General features: G+C 42.7%; 21 protein-coding genes. 5 read left to right on the plus strand and 16 right to left on the minus strand.

Annotated elements, in window-relative coordinates; translation table 11 throughout:
- Positions 1-41: 41 nt before the first annotated feature.
- The 6 genes from CC90_RS0110575 to CC90_RS0110605 form a co-directional block, all read right to left on the minus strand.
- On the minus strand, positions 42-1727 hold the full coding sequence (locus CC90_RS0110575; protein WP_031390741.1) for an ABC transporter permease: 1686 nt from the start codon (positions 1725-1727) through the stop codon (positions 42-44).
- 2 nt (positions 1728-1729) lie between these two features.
- Entirely contained in the window at positions 1730-2425 is a 696-nt protein-coding gene (locus CC90_RS0110580) for an ABC transporter ATP-binding protein (protein WP_051869389.1), read from the minus strand.
- Positions 2426-2441: 16 nt separating this feature from the next.
- Complete coding sequence (locus CC90_RS0110585; RefSeq protein WP_031390743.1) at positions 2442-2846, minus strand: DUF3021 family protein; 405 nt, start codon at positions 2844-2846, stop codon at positions 2442-2444.
- A complete protein-coding gene (locus CC90_RS0110590; RefSeq protein WP_035315309.1) occupies positions 2843-3292 on the minus strand; it encodes a LytTR family DNA-binding domain-containing protein in 450 nt (149 codons plus the stop codon). The genes CC90_RS0110585 and CC90_RS0110590 overlap by 4 nt, the downstream gene beginning before the upstream one ends.
- Positions 3293-3726: 434 nt before the next feature.
- A complete protein-coding gene (locus tag CC90_RS0110600; RefSeq protein WP_031390746.1) occupies positions 3727-6549 on the minus strand; it encodes a YhgE/Pip domain-containing protein in 2823 nt (940 codons plus the stop codon).
- Positions 6536-7060: an Rrf2 family transcriptional regulator gene (locus tag CC90_RS0110605; protein WP_031390747.1), complete on the minus strand. Its 525-nt coding sequence runs from the start codon at positions 7058-7060 to the stop codon at positions 6536-6538. The genes CC90_RS0110600 and CC90_RS0110605 overlap by 14 nt, the downstream gene beginning before the upstream one ends.
- A gap of 328 nt (positions 7061-7388) precedes the next feature.
- Between CC90_RS0110605 and CC90_RS22315 the strand changes: the two genes are divergently transcribed.
- Positions 7389-7703, plus strand: a complete 315-nt coding sequence (locus CC90_RS22315; RefSeq protein ID WP_035315311.1) for a DUF4236 domain-containing protein — start codon at positions 7389-7391, stop codon at positions 7701-7703.
- A 146-nt stretch (positions 7704-7849) separates the two neighbouring features.
- Here the strand turns inward: CC90_RS22315 and CC90_RS0110615 are convergent, their stop codons facing one another.
- The 4 genes from CC90_RS0110615 to CC90_RS0110630 form a co-directional block, all read right to left on the minus strand.
- Complete coding sequence (locus tag CC90_RS0110615; protein ID WP_031390749.1) at positions 7850-8281, minus strand: flavodoxin; 432 nt, start codon at positions 8279-8281, stop codon at positions 7850-7852.
- A gap of 12 nt (positions 8282-8293) precedes the next feature.
- Positions 8294-8911 carry a DUF3793 family protein gene (locus CC90_RS0110620; protein WP_031390750.1) on the minus strand — a complete coding sequence of 206 codons (618 nt, stop codon included), beginning with the start codon at positions 8909-8911 and terminating at the stop codon, positions 8294-8296.
- Positions 8912-9376: 465 nt separating this feature from the next.
- Complete coding sequence (locus CC90_RS0110625; RefSeq protein WP_031390751.1) at positions 9377-10345, minus strand: diacylglycerol kinase catalytic domain-containing protein; 969 nt, start codon at positions 10343-10345, stop codon at positions 9377-9379.
- Between the two features lie 2 nt (positions 10346-10347).
- Positions 10348-11364: an SPFH domain-containing protein gene (locus CC90_RS0110630; RefSeq protein ID WP_031390752.1), complete on the minus strand. Its 1017-nt coding sequence runs from the start codon at positions 11362-11364 to the stop codon at positions 10348-10350.
- 231 nt (positions 11365-11595) lie between these two features.
- On the opposite strand from CC90_RS0110630, the gene CC90_RS0110635 reads away from it, so the two are divergent.
- The 4 genes from CC90_RS0110635 to CC90_RS0110650 are packed head-to-tail and all read left to right on the plus strand — an operon-like array spanning position 11596 to position 13026.
- On the plus strand, positions 11596-12177 hold the full coding sequence (locus CC90_RS0110635; RefSeq protein WP_031390753.1) for a TetR/AcrR family transcriptional regulator: 582 nt from the start codon (positions 11596-11598) through the stop codon (positions 12175-12177).
- Between the two features lie 16 nt (positions 12178-12193).
- On the plus strand, positions 12194-12448 hold the full coding sequence (locus tag CC90_RS0110640; RefSeq protein WP_031390754.1) for a zinc ribbon domain-containing protein: 255 nt from the start codon (positions 12194-12196) through the stop codon (positions 12446-12448).
- Between the two features lies 1 nt (position 12449).
- Positions 12450-12701 (plus strand): TfoX/Sxy family DNA transformation protein, encoded by a 252-nt coding sequence (locus CC90_RS0110645; protein WP_031390755.1) that lies wholly within the window; start codon positions 12450-12452, stop codon positions 12699-12701.
- A gap of 13 nt (positions 12702-12714) precedes the next feature.
- Complete coding sequence (locus tag CC90_RS0110650; RefSeq protein WP_031390756.1) at positions 12715-13026, plus strand: carboxymuconolactone decarboxylase family protein; 312 nt, start codon at positions 12715-12717, stop codon at positions 13024-13026.
- Here CC90_RS0110650 and CC90_RS23095 read toward each other — a convergent pair.
- The 6 genes from CC90_RS23095 to CC90_RS0110680 are packed head-to-tail and all read right to left on the minus strand — an operon-like array spanning position 13021 to position 18565.
- On the minus strand, positions 13021-14451 hold the full coding sequence (locus tag CC90_RS23095) for an L-serine ammonia-lyase, iron-sulfur-dependent, subunit alpha (RefSeq protein WP_051869390.1): 1431 nt from the start codon (positions 14449-14451) through the stop codon (positions 13021-13023). The two genes, CC90_RS0110650 and CC90_RS23095, sit on opposite strands and share 6 nt — an antisense overlap.
- A gap of 41 nt (positions 14452-14492) precedes the next feature.
- A complete protein-coding gene (locus CC90_RS0110660; protein WP_031390758.1) occupies positions 14493-15617 on the minus strand; it encodes an amidohydrolase in 1125 nt (374 codons plus the stop codon).
- Positions 15618-15627: 10 nt separating this feature from the next.
- Positions 15628-16152, minus strand: coding sequence for a carboxymuconolactone decarboxylase family protein (locus CC90_RS0110665; protein ID WP_031390759.1), 525 nt, complete (start codon positions 16150-16152; stop codon positions 15628-15630).
- A gap of 18 nt (positions 16153-16170) precedes the next feature.
- On the minus strand, positions 16171-16923 hold the full coding sequence (locus tag CC90_RS0110670; RefSeq protein WP_031390760.1) for an amino acid ABC transporter ATP-binding protein: 753 nt from the start codon (positions 16921-16923) through the stop codon (positions 16171-16173).
- Positions 16920-17636 (minus strand): amino acid ABC transporter permease, encoded by a 717-nt coding sequence (locus CC90_RS0110675; RefSeq protein WP_031390761.1) that lies wholly within the window; start codon positions 17634-17636, stop codon positions 16920-16922. Before CC90_RS0110675 ends, CC90_RS0110670 begins: the two co-directional genes overlap by 4 nt.
- Before the next feature lie 2 nt (positions 17637-17638).
- Entirely contained in the window at positions 17639-18565 is a 927-nt protein-coding gene (locus CC90_RS0110680; protein ID WP_051869391.1) for a transporter substrate-binding domain-containing protein, read from the minus strand.
- Positions 18566-18579 lie beyond the last annotated feature (14 nt).

The raw sequence follows: 18579 nt of genomic DNA on the forward strand, positions 1-18579 counted from the left end.
TTTGCTCACTTTCACCGTAGGACGCCTTGTCATTACAGCATTTACGATTTACCGGGGGAAGTTTTTCCTATGATGGAAAAAAGTACTGACTGCCCCACAGAGTATATAATATTCAGTGAAATAAATATAAGAACAATAACGGCAGCATTCGTTCCAAACGGTATATAATCCTTAATTGAAACGGACAGCGATCGCTGAATGAACTTAACTATATATATGCTTGGAACAATTGTCAGAAAAAATACGGCCCATAAAATGGGGCGGTAAATATCTATCAGCATCCTACGAATACCCTTGGGCGAATGACCCATTAAATTCAAAATCACCATATCCTGCTTATTGTCTTGAAAGTTTACATAAATTGCCAGAAACAGCAAAATTCCTCCTATGATTCCGCCTATAACTTGGTTGATAACAGAACTGGTATTGTTCGATACCGCATCTTTTTCCAAGCGAAGAATACGCTGCTCCCTATCGGTGGTTATCCCGCCAGCAGGTTTTTCCATGCTCCATACGCCATTATAGGTGCCTTCCGGTATTCCCATTATCTCCGCCAGCTGAGCCGCATTGGCCAAAATACTTTCAGCCTTTGCATTGGCGGCAACTCCGGCTACTGCAAAGATATATTTCCTGCCGTCTATAAAGACAGAAAGAGAATCTCCCTTCCGGACTCCATACACCTCCGCCAGCCCGGGATTGATATAGATACTGCCTGCCTCAGGAAGGGGCAGCGGCTTCATATCCATATCCTGCAGCTCATATACTTCGTTCAAATGGTATAGCCCGATTATCGTCTGTTCTATCTCATAACCGCCCGCCATCAATCCGGCTTCATGATAGAGGTAGGGCAATCCGTCAAAAGGCAGAAGCTCCCCCATATAAGCAGGATACCTCGTATCGAAATCATAATTATGACCCAGCATCTGAGAATCAAAAACCTTCTGACTGCTGAAATTCAAAGACTGCCCTAAGATAATGCAGACATTGAAAGCCGTTACCGCTCCGAAAATAAGGAACACCGCAAGAGGCTTTCTCAAAGCAATGCGCAGCGGAAATTTATTTTTTACAGGAAGGAGCTTCACTATCCCATCGGCAATCAACAAGGTCTTTCGAACTCCGCTTCTCTTCCTTCCTGCAATTAATGCTCCCGGCTCCTTGCCGCGCACAAAGAAGTAGCATAGAAAAGCATTCAGACAAAGAATCGCTGCTGCCCCCAAGAACCCCACGACCATGCTGAAAGGGGCAACGCCCTTTATAAGGCCCGTGACGGAATAGGTTCTCTTATTGGCCATTACGAGAATGTCCGACAAAAAATATCCTCCCGCCAGCCCGATAAGGGAACCGGCAAAAGATACCCCCGCGGTAAACAGTACAAAATAAAAGCACAATGACCTGTCGGTGAAGCCCAAAGCCTTCAGGCACCCGAAGTTCTTTGCATTCGAGCCGAAGAAATGATAAAAAAACATGAAAAAGACGAAGCAAGCCAGACCCAGCATGGAAAAGAAAAAGGTATATGCCAAAGATGTATTGGAGGCCAGCGCATTTTTATATTGCAACTGATTTGCGCTAAGAACCGGAAGCGATTCCAGTACGGCTGCATTGCCGTCAATAGAAAATTTTACGAAATAAAAGGAAAGCTCACTCAAAAAGACAAGTAAAAACAGCAGCCATACAAATACTTTATTTCTCAACACTTCCTTTGTTAATTGCTTATACAATAACCTCATATTTACCCCCATATCATGGCGTCGGCTGTTATCGGGTCATCGTTGAAAACATCCTGATATACCATCCCATTCTTCATTGTCAAAATGCGATCGGCCGTTTTAGCAATCTGTTGATTATGTGTGGTAAATAAAACGGCGATACCGAACGTCGATTTCAGATCGTGCAGCAACCCTACTACCTTTTTGCTGTTTTCTTCGTCTAAAGCTCCCGTGACTTCATCACAAAATAAAAGGCGGGGGCCTTTGATAACTGCACGTGCTATTGCAGTGCGCTGTTTCTGACCACCGGAGAGCTGCGCAGGAAATTTGCACAATATGTCATCGATTTCAAGAATGCGCACCAAGCGTTCGAAGGAAAGGGAACCCTTTTTAGGGCTGATGCCGATTTTTATATTTTCCTCTACCGTCAGATTTTCCAGCAGCAAATATTCCTGAAAAATGTTTCCGGCTTCGGTACGTTTCCAGTCGGCCAGCCTTCGTTCGGACCATGAAGTCATCATCTCATCCCCGTACTTAACGTTTCCCTCCGTAGGGCGTATAAGGCCCGATAGGATGTTCAGCAAAGTAGACTTCCCCGAGCCGCTGGGGCCGAGGATTACAGTAAATGTATTTTCGTAAATATCTAAGGAAATGCCTTTGATAACCCTTTCCTTTTCAAAATCCTTGGTAATGTTTTCTGCTTTCAATATAGCCTTCAAAATCCTTCCCCCTTTATCATTTTGATTTGAATGAATCCTTACGTTCCCGGAGCAGCCGATTGATTTCCTCCGTATCCTCTTTCGTGCCGAGGACACTGATAAAATAGCCTATGACATAAACGAGCAGGGCCATAATAATCAAAACACCTATGGGCGTACTGCTGTACCAGTCAAAAATAAGTCCGAAGATAACGATTACGGCTGTTGTATAGGTAATGTTCAAAAGTGTTTCCAATATGGGGTATTTGTTTTCATACTTGCCGGTAAGGAGCAGCCCGAAATGTACCGCAGCATTAGCTATGAAAACCTGAAAAACAGTACTGAGGAAAAGACACTCGCCTCCATACAACATGGCTATCGCTGCCAGAACGACAAGGGTGATGCCAGTAGTTGACATAATATTTATCAATATTTTTTTCATGCTTCTTCTCCTCCCCTCAGCTTGTTCTTAATTCCATTTAGATACTTTCTTGTTACATAAAGCCGTTCCCCGTTTTTCAGCGTCGCTTCCATCCTGCTGTTGAATAAGGTCTTCATCGCATCCAGAACATTTACATTTAAAATGCAGGCCTTGTTAATCTGAACAAAATCCATATCGGACAGCATGTTCAGCAACTGATATAGACGCAGCTGCGTTCGATATACCTCATTTTCACAATAGATATAAGTCCGCTTATCCACGCTTTCAATGTAAAAAATATCGGCGGCATTCACTATTTTCTCTCCATTCTCCGCTTCGCATATAATCTTTGTATCCACCGCCTGAAGAAGCGAAATGAGACGCTTCACATCCTGATCCATTTTCGCATATTTAACAACTACTTCCGTCTCCTGCTGTGCAGAATTTCTTTCCAGTCTAAGAAACAATCTACCACCCCCATATCTTCTTATCATGAGTATAATCGGGTGTGCTCCCCCTGGCAATATGATTTCCTCTCAAATGCAAAAATTGGCGACCGTCATGCAGTTAGCGCAAAGAACAAAACTGTGTTTCGTATACTCCCGCAGCCAAATATCCCGGCTGCATAGCTTTTGCCTGACGCGCATAGCTGTACCTCCATTCTTTCTGTAATAGGAACCTTTCCTGTTACGTAAAGAAGACAATAAACCCCAGCTCATCCAACTAATATTGGATAAGGGCATTTATTGTCTCCTTGTTCGTACCATATTTTTATACACTATATCATGTACAAGTTAGTTTACCATTGCTTCTTACTTCTTCTTTCTCATCCTTTTACTTACAATATACTTAAATACTGACAATAACTTAATCTACACCAATTCTAACTCAAATACTTTTATCAGCAGCTATAAGTATAATTGTCATCAAGCAGCTTCTGATTGTCATCGAGCTGTGAGATTCCATCCTTATGGACCCTCTTCAGCACTTTCATTGACAGAAACAGTAAAAGCTGTGAAACTGCCGCTATGCCGAGCATCAACAGCGCGTTGTTCGTAAAAGTCGCCTTTCCCAAACCCGAGCTTATCGTCTCTCTAAAGCCGTAGATAGAGTGTGTCATCGGCAGATACGGGTGGATAATCCTGAAGAACTTATCCGTAAGCGGTATTGGGAAGGTTCCGCCCGAGCCTGCGAGCTGCAGTATAAGCAATATCATAGCCACGAATCTTCCCGGATTATCGAAGGCCATCGCCAGAAACATGATGAGGAACATATAAGCGTATGCGGATACCAACGCTACCGCAAAATATTGAAGTATATGGTCTGGTTCCAATCCGATGAACATCATCACTCCGGCTTCGATAAGAGCCATTGCCGTAGCCGCGGCAACTCCCACTGTTATCTTGCTCAGCCACCACTGGAACACCGATTTATCTTTTACCGCAATCTTCCGGATAGGGTAAATGAAATTGAATACCAGACAGCCAACATACAAGGCCAGCGATAATACATACGGAGCAAGCGCATGACCGTAGTTGGGCACGTCGCTGTATTTTTCCTGCGTGATCTCATCCGGCTGTGCAATCATCTTTGCCGTCTTATCCGTCGCATGAACATCGTTTACCTGTTCAGAGCCGTCAGTTAAGGCCGAAGCCAATTCGCTGCTTCCGTCTTTAAAGGTATTCAGGCCGTCCTGAAGGGTAATGCCGCCGTCCGCTAATTTTGCTGAACCTTCGGTCAACTGTACGGAAGCCTCCTGAAGCTTGGTCTGTCCTGCCATAAGGTCGTCGTTGTTCCTTACCAGCTCTTCGCTTCCTTCTTTTATCGTATTGGTACCGGATATCAGTGCGTTCACACCATCCTGAAGGGCGGGCACATTGTCGTTTAGCTGGTTAAGGCCACTGCTCAGCGTCGATGCACCGCTATTCAGGGCCGCAGAATTGCTCTTCAAAGTTTTCACACCTTCGTTTACCTGTTCTACACCCGCAATATAGGTATCCAGACCTGTGCTAAGCTGCGCAGAGCGGCCTGCCAGACCGGTCTGAAGACTTGCAATGCCTCCCGTTAACTGGCTCATGCCTGGGATGAGCTGACCGTCCAAAGCGGTCTTCACACTGTTTAGCCCTCCCGAAAGGCTGTTTATCGCACCCTGAGCTCCCGGAAGCACCTGATTAGCTCCCGCAGCGATCTGATTTACCGCTGCGGCGATTGCAGCGGTAGAGTTTGCTGCAGCCGCCATAGTGCTCACCTGTGCACTCATACTTGCCTCACCGGCCTGAATGCCGGATACTCCGCTTTCTATCGCATCCATATTTGCTACAATGTTCGCAGCTTCATCCGAAATGCCCGAACCTGAGCCGCTGTTTGCCGCTGCTGCATCAATCATACCGAGCACGATTCCCTTGGACGTATCATCCAAATCCGGCGAGTTATTTACCGCTTCTCTAAGTCCATCCAGGGTCGAAGATGCCGATGAGACTGTGGCAGAGCTGTTCATTATATTATTCGCGCTGCTTTTTGCCGCTTCCGCAGCATTGATAATGTTCGCAGTGTCATCTCCCGAAATATTCGAAACTGCTGCATCAGCCACTGCCGGACTGGCTGCACTTGCCGCCGCCAACATTTGGTTCAGTCCTTGAATACTGTTATTGAGATTTGTTAACCCTTTATCCAGTGTTGCCAACTGCTCAGCATTGGAATCGATCTGGGTGCCTATGCTGCTTGACATCTGGGTCAGGCCTGCCGAAACCTGATTCGCTCCGCTTTGAAGCTGCGCTGTTCCGCTGCTCAAGCCGGTGACCAGGGTAGTCACGCCTGTTTTAAGAGTGGTTCCATTGCTGGCTAAGGTATCGGTTCCGTCCGCCAGTTTGGAAACACCGCCGGTATAATCCTTGATGCCGGATGCCAGCTTGCCGGAGCCATCATCCAGCCGGCTTACTCCGTCTGCCAAATCGGGAACCTTTGCGCCCAATGTATCCACGCCTGCTTTCAACTCTCCGAGACCGTCATCCAACTTGATAGTGCCCTCCAAATATTGTCCGAGGGCAACGCTGAAAGTTTCTTCTCCATCGCTGAAGGTTATGGTGCTGTCTGCCAGAGTATTCAGTCCGCCCGTCAGCGTCTTGCTTCCTTCCGCCAAATCGTTTGCACCTTTATCTAACTGCTCGGCTCCGTCAGCTGCCTTCGCAAATCCATCTCCTATTTCAGAAAGCTGGTCGAAAATCGCGTTTGCATAAACCTCCGTAACCTTCTGGGAAACCTCGCTCTTTAGCTGCTTCATGGCCGTTTCACCGATTACCTCACCGAGGTAATTCAAAGCGCCGTTAGTCTCGTATTCAATATTCATTTTCTTCGGGTGCTCATCCATTACTGTGGCTGCATTTGCAGAAAAGTCTTCGGGAATCGTTACTATCATATAATATTCCTGATTCTCCAAGCCCTGCTGCGCTTCCTCTCCCGAAACAAACTCCCAATTTAAGTTCTCGTCTTCCTTTAGCTGGTCTACAACCTCTGCTCCTACATTCAGCATTTTTCCGTTGTATTGCACTTCTTTATCTTCATTCACTACCGCAACCGGCAAGTCTCCGGTTTTTCCATAGGGATCCCAAACGGATTTCAGGAAAAATGAAGCATAGAGAAGCGGGATAAAAGAAATAACAATAAAAGAAATTAATAAAATTTTGTTCTTATAGATTGCCTGCCATTCTTTTTTAATCATTTCCATGAATCGAATTCATCACCTTTCTAATTAATAACTCTCTTTTTTCTTCCGGCTGGTTCCAATCGTACAAAGCCAGCTTTTCTTCCCCCACCGCTTCCATAAGCAATTGATAAACCGTTTTGTTTCTCAGAGAATCCCTCCACAGCTTGTCGGCCTGTGCAAATGCATTCTTCAAAATTGCAGTACCTTGATCCGTAATGAACGGGAACTCATTAAATACCTCGCTGATAAGCTCCGTATCGGTAAACGTTTCAATTGGCCCTTCCAGTGCTTCTACCACCTGCAGTAAATTAATATCCTCCGCATTTGCTGCCAGCGTAAAGCCGCCGTTGTTTCCCGAAACAGAATTTACCAGCTTGGAAACAACCAGTTTACGGATTATTTTCCGCAAATAAGAGGGAGAACACTTTAACCTCTTGTTTATTTCCTGTGAGGATAAAGGAATACCGGGGTCTTGGGTTGCAAGCAGAACGATAATGCAGGCCGCTTGTTCAAATCCTTTTGTAAGTTTCAACGCTTTACCTCCTTAACATATCTAGCGAATATCAATACGGTTTACAAATCATTTTGCGGATATCCATTATCCATTATGGATATTTGTTATCTACAATCGGTAATTATACTACTCTTAAATCATATTGCAAGTAAAAAAAATTGTGCTTATGATGAAAATTTTCATCATAATGCACAATTATAAGTTATTATTCAGCCTTCTATATCACAAAGCCAAAGTTGCATCTCAATGCACAATTCTAATTGAACGGTAGATTTCTCTTGCATTTCAGCGTATAATTTCTATATCATATCTTTAAAAACACAAAATGAGAAAGCGAGATTTTATTATGGGATTTAGATTTCGAAAAAGCATTAAAATCGCTCCGGGGCTGAAGCTGAACATCAATAGCAAAAGCGTGAGTGTAACGGGCGGAATCAAGGGTGCCCATCACACAGTCAGCTCCACCGGCAAACGGACTACTTCGGTAGGTCTTCCCGGAACAGGCTTATCTTATACCACTTCCTCCGACGGAAAGTCCTCAAAGAAAAAGAGCAGTGCCTCCGACAGCGGCGGATGTCTGACTATCATATTAAAACTGCTGGGAATTATTCTGCTTATCGTTATCATTTTCCTGCTTATTCGAAGTTCCGGCATAATATAGCAGCACTTTCTTTTGTTAACACAAGGTTGTGTTATGTACAGCCACGATTCCACGGGGTGTTTTGTGCTGTTTTTGCACAAAATCCCGAGGGTAGGCAACGCTAAATTATATGCTCCATGTAATTCGAGTGCTTATCATTATCAGATTCAGGCTTTTGCCAGTTGGCTTCCAAGTTCGCTGCACTGGGCCAATACGGAAGCGTCCGGCGTTTCCTGGCATATCAGGCCTTCCCCATTCAGTACAGATGCACCCACTGCGCCCATTCTGTCCACCCATTCACGCATCCATTGTCCGTCCCCCCATCCGTATGAGCCGAACAGAGCAATGGTCTTTCCTGCCGCAAAGGCTTCCACATCGCATACGAACGGCTCCATTTCGGATTCCTCCAGCACTTCAACTCCCATAGACGGGCAGCCTAACGCGAATGCCTTTGCTTTTTTCAATTCCTCCAAAGAAGCACTGCTCACATCTACTACCTCGGCTTCCATACCAGCCTCTTTGATTCCCTGCCCTACCGCTTCCGCCATAGCCAGCGTGTTGCCGGATAGGGACCAATATACAACATAAATTTTTTCCATCTCTTTTTCCTCTTAGGCCGCTATCTCCTGCAGCCTATCCTCTCTATAACTTTCTATAATATCTTCCATACCCACCCCAAAGAAAACCAATTGCAGCATCGTTTCCTTTACTATCTCAAATCTGTGGAAAAGCTGCTCCTTCGCCGCGATGTTTTCATATACCTTCCAATATCCGGTAAGCATGGAATTTCTCCCATTATGACGGATGAAGCCTTCCACATCTTCAATCGGATAACCAAGCAGAACTCCCATTTCATGGGGGAACTGTATTTTATCCGACATGTATTTTCTATACCTTTCTCTAAAAATCGGCAAGATGTCATACAGGGAATTCTCCCGATACCCCATTCCGGCTAACAGCTTTATCACACGCTCTTGTTTCAGATACGAAACCAGTTTTGTCTTATTAAATAGAAGAAGCGTTATTTTCTCTCCGCTATCCCGCAGTGCATAGCAGGAAATACTTGTTGACCTTAAAATCGCTATAAGCTGCGCAAGTTTGTCTCTGCGGATAATTAATAAATTCGAGACTTTCAATCCCGCTATAAGTGGAGCACACTGCAAAGCCAGTTGTGTTTCTATGTTCTTTATATCTATTTTCTGCATTATCTCAAATACATCCTTGCTCATTTCATCTCCTTTCCGGTTAGGTATGACTAACTTATGAATATGATATATTTTTTGCTGGGGTTAGTCAAGGGATTTATTGAGATAATTCATCATGTATCCACCTAAAAAGGTGGGAGAATTATTTAGATATACTCTTATATATTATTAAAGAAAACTGGATAAATATAACATATATTTAATCTGATAATACCACTTGTTTTATTAGCATAATGGATTCCACTAAAAACTTCTTTTTCAAAAAATACCCCATTTCCAGTAATTATTTTTTACCGCCTACTACCATCGATTTCTCAGATGTAGGCCTCTACATTATCAACAGAAGAATACATGTTTAATGGACTAATAAAGATTTGTTTACGTTTATCTATAGAAACATCTCTTCCCTTTGCCACAAAATGTTCATCTACTCAACTCGTAATGATATTCGAGAAAAATATATTTAGTATGAAATAAATTTAATCCAACTCATACCACCAACTTCCCCTTTTTCTCCGCCACAGTAATCGTTGCCTCTATCCCCGAGTTAAACTGAAGATAGTCATTTTCGATACCATCACTGAATATTACTCCATTTTCCGGCATTTGTGATAATATTCTTAAGGGTGTCTCGTCAGTAACCGTTCCAAAGACAAGCTCTGCTCCTGAGTTTTTGCTGGGAAATGGCTCACGTACGGAAAAATATAGGTAGTCACTGTTCCAAGGCAGACTTCTCTCTATTTGCACTTTAGTATTCTTATCCAACTTAGAACGTTTATCTGAAGTTCCATTCATGGTTCCGTTGACGATGCTGTTAGCACCTGCAAGTACACTTTTTAACCAACCTGTTGAACCCAGTCCGGTTGATACTATGATTCCGCTAGAGGATTGATATTCACACCGCCGCCCGCATTGTATCCGGTATCTTGAGGATACATGGGTTCTCTGCCCTATAAATAAGTCATTTACTGCATAAATAGCCTGACCGTCATTTAAAGTGGCTTTTGCCATGGATACCTCTTTCACCTGCCTTTTTTTCCTGAATACATCTTGAATAACCAGCCTAAGCTCCGCAACTGTAAACGGAAGAAGTACGCCGTCCCACCTGGCAGGATCTGGATTAACTCCAATGAGCTGCTGGTTTGACAAATACTTTAAAGTATTGGCCACAAGTCCATCCTGACCGATAGCCACCACAATATCGTCCTCTCCGAATATAAAGTTGGGCACATATTCCCTATCAACCACTTGCACCCTTCCCAATGCTTCTAAATGGCCTTGGGCTTCCGCAATTGCCTTTTTATACCGTTCATCTTCCATTATGTAATCTGAAAAATCGCTTCCCATATGCTCAATATAAAATTTGGCTTGAGCTATGGTATTGTATCTTGCGATCAAGTCTTCAAGCCTTGTTTTCCTTTTGACCAGTACAATCTTATTTTCCGTTAATCTTTCCATAATTACTTAGATTCTTTCATTAATTCGTGAAGTAAATCAGGCGATATATTGAGTTGCCCTATCTGTCCTGCTTTTCCGGCCAACTCTTGAAATGCTATTGCAATAAGCTTATTAGGCTGCATACCGATGCTTGCAAGCGACTGAATTACATCTGGATTTATTCCTTCCAAAGCCTTCATAGCCACGGATAACTCGTAAGCTTTTTCATCAGCTTCTGCCTTTGAATTCTCCACGGTCAGCTCAATCAGAGCTTTTCTCTTCTCTTCCAAAGCAGTTTCAAACTGCATCTGCTCTTCCTTCAGCTGATTTTGTTTATGCTGAACAGCTCTCTCTGCTTCTATTTGTGTTTCCCGTACCTGCTTTTTCTTGTTCTCTATTGCGATTTCTGTATTAAATTCGTTTTCCTTGACGCGCCTTTCCTGCTCAATAGATGCATTGCGCCGTTCGTAAATAGCTTCATCAGCCTTCTTAAGGATTTGCTCTCTGGCCTGTGCCTCCAGTGCCCTGGATGTTTCTTTATTCGGAAGAATGGCAAGGATGGAAATACCTAATATCTCTATACCAACCCTATTAATCTCCGCATTCCCTTTAATATCGTTCAAAATTCCTTGTGCCAAAGCCTCACTGGACTTGATAGCATCCTCTAGCAGCAATTCTTCTAACGTTTTCTTCGTTAACACTCTTACTATATTGATTACTCTCTGCGGCAACTTCTGCGGATCGTCCGAAGCATACCCCTTGCCTTTCATATCAAGCGTATAGTTCAAAAGCTCTGTGATTTTCTTCTGGTCAACTATTCTGTAATTAATCTGTCCCTGAACCGTCACTGTCTGAAAATCTGACGTGACTTCCTCAAAGATAAAAGGCACATCAACACTTCCGACAGGGACAACAACGATTGATGTTACCGGAGCAAAATAGTTGAACGATATTCCGGCACCTTCCTTTACAATCTTACCGCTCCTGTACTTTAAAACATACTCGTTTGGCTGAAACTTAATAAATCTGAATCCGAACATAATTTAAACCTCCCCTATTAATGTAGTTAAGTATATTCTATACTAAATTACATACTTTTTCCATTATAATTTTATATGGCATACTGTGAAAAGGATATTCACCGCAGAATTTTTCTCTTTCATTAATTCATCTCCTATCAATTAGTAATAACATCATCTTTTTAATTATCTTGACATTCCATTGGAATCAAAATATAATGAGTGCATACTCAATGAGTCGGAGGTCATTAATTGAAAGTCAAAAGACAGTTGCAAAAAGAAAACACTAGGATAAGAATAATTGAAACTGCTTATAAAATATATTCTGAGCATGGCTTCACTGCCACCACCGCTATGATCGCAAAAGAAGCAAGGGTATCGCATGGTACAATTTTTGTTCATTTTCCATCAGTGAATGAATTATTAACCCATTTGATAGAAGACTTTGGGAATAAGCTGGCTTTGGAAATGCATAATTTAGCAGAAAAAAATGACAACATCGAAAAATTACTTAAAGCCTATTTAGAAGTTTTAAAAAAATATGAAAGCTTTTATATTCATCTTATCAGCGAAAGAAGCCTATTGCCCGAAGATGTACAGATGATATTTGTAAATATACAATCTAATATAGCTGTTCACTTTAATAAGGTAATTGAACGGGAAATTGAAAGTCAGACTGTTAAAAACATACCTGTTCATATGATATTCAATACATGGATGGGGCTAATTCATTACTATTTACTCAATAAGGATTTGTTTTCTCCTGAAAAACCGCTTTTAGAACGGTATGAGGAGGAACTGATAACAACCTTTTTAGAATATATACGAAAATAAACTGGAGGTAATTAAAATGAAAACCTGTATTGCTTGTGGTATGCCAATGATGGAAAAGTCAGACTTTGCCGGAGAGGATACGGGCAAAGACTATTGTGTCTATTGTGCCCGTCCTGATGGCTCAATGCAATCATTCGAGGAGAAAAGAACCGGGATGATCAACTTTATAATTAAAACACAAGGCTTCGATTACAAAGCTGCAACTAAGATAGCAGAAAGCAATATGAAACGACTCCCTGCCTGGAAAGATTATTTTAATATGGAGGAATGATATGGGTGAACTATCCAAACTTCAAAATATCGGCGAAGTTATTGAAAAACATTTAAATACAATTGGAATTTGTACACCCGAAGAGCTTGTCAATATAGGCAGCAAAGAAGCATTTTTTCATATAAAGATTATTGACAATACGGCATGTTTACATATGCTTTATGCTTTACAAGGCGCGGTCGAGGGAAAACGCTATACCCAGCTTGCAGAAAGCACAAAAAAAGATTTAAAACATTTTTTTAATAATTTATAAAGGAGCAACAATTATGAAAGTCAGCAAAGCATATCAATTATTTGAACAGGAAGCACCGGCGGTGCATAACGCATGGATGGAAACAGTTTATACGCTGGAAAAGGAAAGTGCGTTGGATAAAAAAACAAAAGAACTTGCTTACCTTGCCGTTTTGGCGGCAACACGTCTTGACAGCGGATTGCCTTTTCACGTGAAGATGGCAAAATCTTTTGGTGCTACAAGAGAAGAAATTATCAGCAGCATTTTAGCAGGATTGCCCGCTGTGGGAAATGTTGTTATTCAATCATTGCCGACGGCCTTAGAAGCCTATGATGAATCATTATGACTGTAAATCGATCGATAAAGAAAATCTCCTTTTACATTCCACGGCCGTAAGTGAAGAACATAGCCCGCCCTCTGCAGTGCATTTTAGACTTGCCGGCATTTCTCTCCCGACTCTATCCATCACATCCACAACCTCATGAAAAGGTATTACACCTTCACGTCCCGACAATGCAAGGTCGGAAAATGTAATTGCCATCGTTACCGCCGTGGTAAATCTGCTAAAGCATGGCTGATTGTTTCCGCCCGGTATCGGATCACAGGGCCAGCCAATGGCTGCCTGTAATGCCAATGACGCTGCGCTTTCCACCTGACTTGGTGTTCCGCCGGACATTTCTGTTATTGCTGCCGCCGCCATGGCTGAACAGACGCCGCATTCTCCGGCACACCCTGTTGTTTCTCCGGTGGGTTCCGACCTTGTATAACAGATTGCGCCTACACCCGCCGCAACAAACAATCCATGCAAGGCATCCTCTCCTGACAGATGTCTTGCCTCCATAACTGCTCTCACGGCAGAATACAAATATCCCCCTCCGGTTCCCATAGGCCCCGGCACGATTTGAACTCCTCGCCTGAATGCCTGAGCACGATATGCGTATGCCAACGCGTTCGTAATAACATCTCCAACAGCCGGAGGTGATTGTTTACAATAATTTTCCCACTTACGAAAATGATAACCGGAAAAAGGTGTTTCCAAAAGCCGTTCCTGCGCCTCATCTATGTAATCCGTCTGCCTTTTGAGCAGCCTCTGGATTTTTCTCATATACTCTACTATTTCTTCTCTGCCCCATCCGGAGGAATTCTCTTCATAAGCAAGTGCCGTTTCCCACAAACTTTGATGATTTTCTTCCGCTATCCGGACCCATTCATTAAAATCCCTGAAAAGCTGGGGTTTCTTTCTTTCCGTTGTAATAACCGGCAAGATTGGCTTTAGAACGTATTGCCTGCGGCTCCCTTGAATCACTAATTCTTTATCCCCTTTAAAGGATATCGGGGTGCCCATAGCCCATACAACTTCTATCATTCCGCCTCCGATGGAATTGCCGACAAGCGCTGCCTGCTCATCATTCCTGTCTGTCAGAACAAGTTTAACTGCATTTGGATGAGAACTTTCCGCTATCTTCTCGAAATCAAAACGATAAAGAATGCCCTCTTCGCTTAAAATCTGCTTAATATCAAATATCTTTTCCTCCTCAGGCAAAAAACCATAAGCACCTGCGAGCATTCCCAGATCCTCATTCATCCATCCGAAAGTTCCGGCAAAAGATCCGTCCGGATCGAGATACACCTGTATCTGCTTCAGCGGCGCATCTAGCAGACAGGACGCAACATAACCGATTCTGCACGGACCGGCTGTGTGAGAACTTGAGCCGGGCTGCATGATCGGCCCAAAAACATCATTATAAAAATCCGGATACAATTCTAACATCGTGCTTTTTTCACTCCTGCTTTTAATTTTATATTTGAAATCTATCCGGCTGTTTCCAGTAAGACATCGGTCAATAGTTCCGCCGCAATTTCTATCGCAGAAATATCCACCGTAAATCTGGAATTGTGGAGCGGATATCCTTCTCCGGTTCCTATTTTAAGGTATATCCCTGCTGCCTTTTCATTTGCTTCCAAATAGCATGAAAAATCATCACTGATCATATTAGTTTCAACTTGCTTTATATTGAAATGTTTCTTTTTTGCAATGCGCTCTATTGTATCGCACAAATCCTCGTCATTAATGACAGGGGCCGGACCTTCATGCCACTCAACACGAGCCTGCATATCGTTCATTTTTACAAAGCCCTGAACAATTGTAAAAAAACGCTCTTTCATCTCTTTTCTTTCCTGAAAGAGAATGCTGCGCATCGTACCTTGAAAAAAGCCGTTCCCCGGAATCACATTCCATGTGTTCCCTGCACATATCTGAGTAAAGCTAAGTACACTCGGATGGATAGCCGGAATCTTTTGCGGCACTGATGTCTGTAAGGCAATCATCATCTGTGCCATCACGGGTATAGGATTATTTCCCAAATAGGGCATTGCCGCATGTGTGTCCTTTCCCTCTACGGTAACCTTAAACTGATCAACGGCTGCCATAATGGTTCCTTTTTTCAGCCCAATCGTTCCTGCCGGAAGTGAAGGATCTACGTGAAAAGCATAATATTCTTCCACTTCCTTCAGCATTCCTGTTTGAATTACTGTTTTGGCACCATCTGCCACCTCTTCCGCAGGCTGAAAAATAAAAAATACGTTTCCGGATATCTCTTTTCTTTTTTCATGCAGACGCTCTGCCGCTGCAAGCGCTGTCGTTATATGAAAATCATGACCGCAGGCATGCATGATGCCGCTGTGGGCAGACGCATATGAAAGCCCTGTTTGTTCTTCTATCGGCAGAGCATCGATATCCGCTCTGAAAGCGACGCTCTTTCCCTCCGTACTCCCACGTACTACTGCAATTATTCCTGTAGAAAGGTCGGTCTCTAATATTTCAATACCATCCTTTTCAAGAATTTCTCTAATTTTCCGTGTTGTATCATATTCCTGATATCCCAGTTCCGGATGTTCATGGAACCAGCGGAATATTTCCTTCCAATCCTTGTCCATACTGCCCCGCTTAATCCTTTGTATATGCCTTAAGGTAATCGTCCAAATCTACCTGAAGAATCTTATTAATCAGATTCGTTGCGATCATAATCGTTGCGAATGCCGTGATCGCTACGATCTGCTCCTCGTTCCAATGCTTTTTTAATTCATCAAAAACTTCTTCCGGAACGTGATTCGCATCGTTTACGATAGCTCTTCCATACCGGATAAGAATATCTTCCTCTTCCGTAAACTGAAAAGTATTGAAATCAATATTCAGATCCTTTAGTATCTTGCGGAAAAAAACACTGCATATGAGGCAATCATTCTCTGTTGATATCGCATAGCAGAAGAAATTCACCGCACGTTCTCCGAGAAACTGCTCAATGGTTTTCTCAAGCGGATACCATTCCATCAATGCATGATAAGATGGAAGCGAATGGAGCAAAGTCAGTTTCATATTTGTAATACGCCCATTCTCACTGATTTGCCTATCAATTTGATGCTTCACTTCATCAGATGCTTTTTCATATTCTATCTGTGATATATATGCCATAACCTAACCTCCTAAGCTCTATATGGTATAACTGAATCTCTGCATATATCTGTCAATAAATTGCTTTGTCCTCTCATGTTCCGGATGAAAAAACAACTTTTCCGGAGGGGCCACCTCTAACACGATACCATCATCCATAAATGCCACCTTATCGGAGACCTCCCTTGCAAAATCCATTTCATGTGTAACGATCAGCATAGTCATTCTTTCATCAGATGCCTGTTTAATTACTTGCAAAACCTCCTGAACGAGTTCCGGGTCCAAAGCAGAGGTAGGCTCGTCAAATAAGATGATCTGGGGGTTCAATGCCAATGCCCTGGCAATCGCCACTCGCTGCTTCTGCCCGCCCGATAATGCTGTCGGATAGTAATCGGCCCGATTGAGCATACCTACTTTATCAAGATAAAACCGCCCAATTTCGATGGCCTCGTTCTTTTTCTTTTTTTGTACAACTATTAAAGCTTCTGTCACATTTTCAAGCGCAGTCTTATTTTCAAAAAGTCCGAAACTTTGAAAAACCATACTTGTTCTTTTTCTTACTTCTTTTTTTGTATGCCTCGAAATATCATGTGCTTTAAACTTATAATCACCGATCGCAATACTGCCTTGATCCGGTATTTCCAATAAATTAATACATCTGAGCAGGGTTGATTTCCCGGAACCGCTTGAGCCAATAAGAGCGACGGTCTCTCCTTCCTCTACTGTCAGATTGACTCCTTTCAGAACTACGGTATTCTTAAATGACTTTTGTACTCCTCTAATATCTATCATTTGGCAATACCTCTCTCGTTTCTTCGAACATTTTTTTCCAGTTTTGCTACCAAAAATTCAAATATAATACATATCGCCCAATAAATAAGTGCCGCATCAATATATGCCTCAAAGAAACGAGATGCTCTTCCTGCCTCAATCTTAGCCTGCCCCATAATCTCAGTTACAGAGGCGGCAAAAGCCAAAGAGGTATCCTTTAAAAGGCCGATAAAAAAGTTGGCAAACACTGGAAGTGCAACCTTTACCGCCTGCGGCAGTACGATCCGGACCATAGCTTGAGTGGTATTCATCCCAACCGAGTATGCAGATTCTAACTGCCCCTTATCCACGGAAATAATTGCCGCACGAATGGATTCTGTTAAATAGGCACCGGCACTGACCGAAAAAGCCACCAGCATAAAAACCATGGCCGGTACCCTTGAAACATCAAAGGAAGTTCCGAATTTCTGATTAACAATCCTTAATAAAATAGGGACACCATAGTAGAACAGTAAGATTTGTACAATCAGGGGTGTCCCTCTAAAGAAGGACACATACAATCCTGTAAAAAATCGCAGCACAGGAACCCTGTAAATCTTAATTAACGCTCCAATTAATCCAATAAAAAGCCCGATAATAAATGAAACGACCGCAAGTGTCAGCGTATAAGGAATTCCCCTGAGAATATCCGGGATAATCTCTATCATGAACTCCACATCAAATATTTTTCCCATTACTATTTACCCTGTGGTGTATAATCAGCCCCAAACCATTCAGTTGAGAACTTTGATAATTCTCCGCTTTCAATTAGTTGTCCCAGTGCTGTGTCTATTTTCTCCTGAAGAGTCTTTCCGAGCTCATCCTGTTTAAAAATAAAGTAAACCGGGGTTTCTGAAAGCCGTTCGCCGACAGGTTCTACATCAAGGCCCTGAATCTCTGCTTTGCTGATTGCAACAGCGGGATCATTTAATGTTGCATCGATTTTTCCATTTACGATTTCCTGAAGGAGAGTTGTAATGTCCTCTTCATAATATACAAGTGTTAAAGAATTCCCATTTTCTTCATTCCATTTTTCCGCTTCAATATTATGTGCATCTCCAACCGTAAGGCCGATTTTCTTTCCGACCAAATCCTCAAATCCGTTAATATCGGTTCTTCCCTTTTTTACAATCAGCTGATTCACAGCAGTATGATAAGGATTCTCTGTCAGATAATATTTTTGTCTGCGTTCGTCTGTGCCTGATATCTGATTCGCAAGCATCTGGAATTTATCAGAATCCAGTCCTACAAATAATGACTCCCATGGCCCTGTAGTAAATTCAAAATGAAGGCTGGGATCTACCTCTTCCACCTTACGAAGAACTTCAATATCATATCCTGTCAGATAGTCGTTTTCATCTACATAGCTAAAAGGACTGTATGTACCCATCGTTCCTACTGAAACTGTAATCACTTCATCCACTGCTGCCTGCGAGACGGCTTCCGCCTCTCCACTTTCTTTCGCTTGCGTCTCAATATCTTTCGCTTCTGACTCATTTACAGCTTCCGTTCCGGATACTTCTTCCGCACTTTTTGCGGCTGTTTCGCTCTCCGCTTTCCCGCATCCTCCGAATACTCCTGCCATAGCAATTAATAATGCTCCTAAAACAATCTTCTTTTTCATAATCTTTTCTCCTC

Origin of the sequence: Kineothrix alysoides (genome assembly GCF_000732725.1) — a bacterium.
GTDB lineage: Bacteria > Bacillota > Clostridia > Lachnospirales > Lachnospiraceae > Kineothrix > Kineothrix alysoides.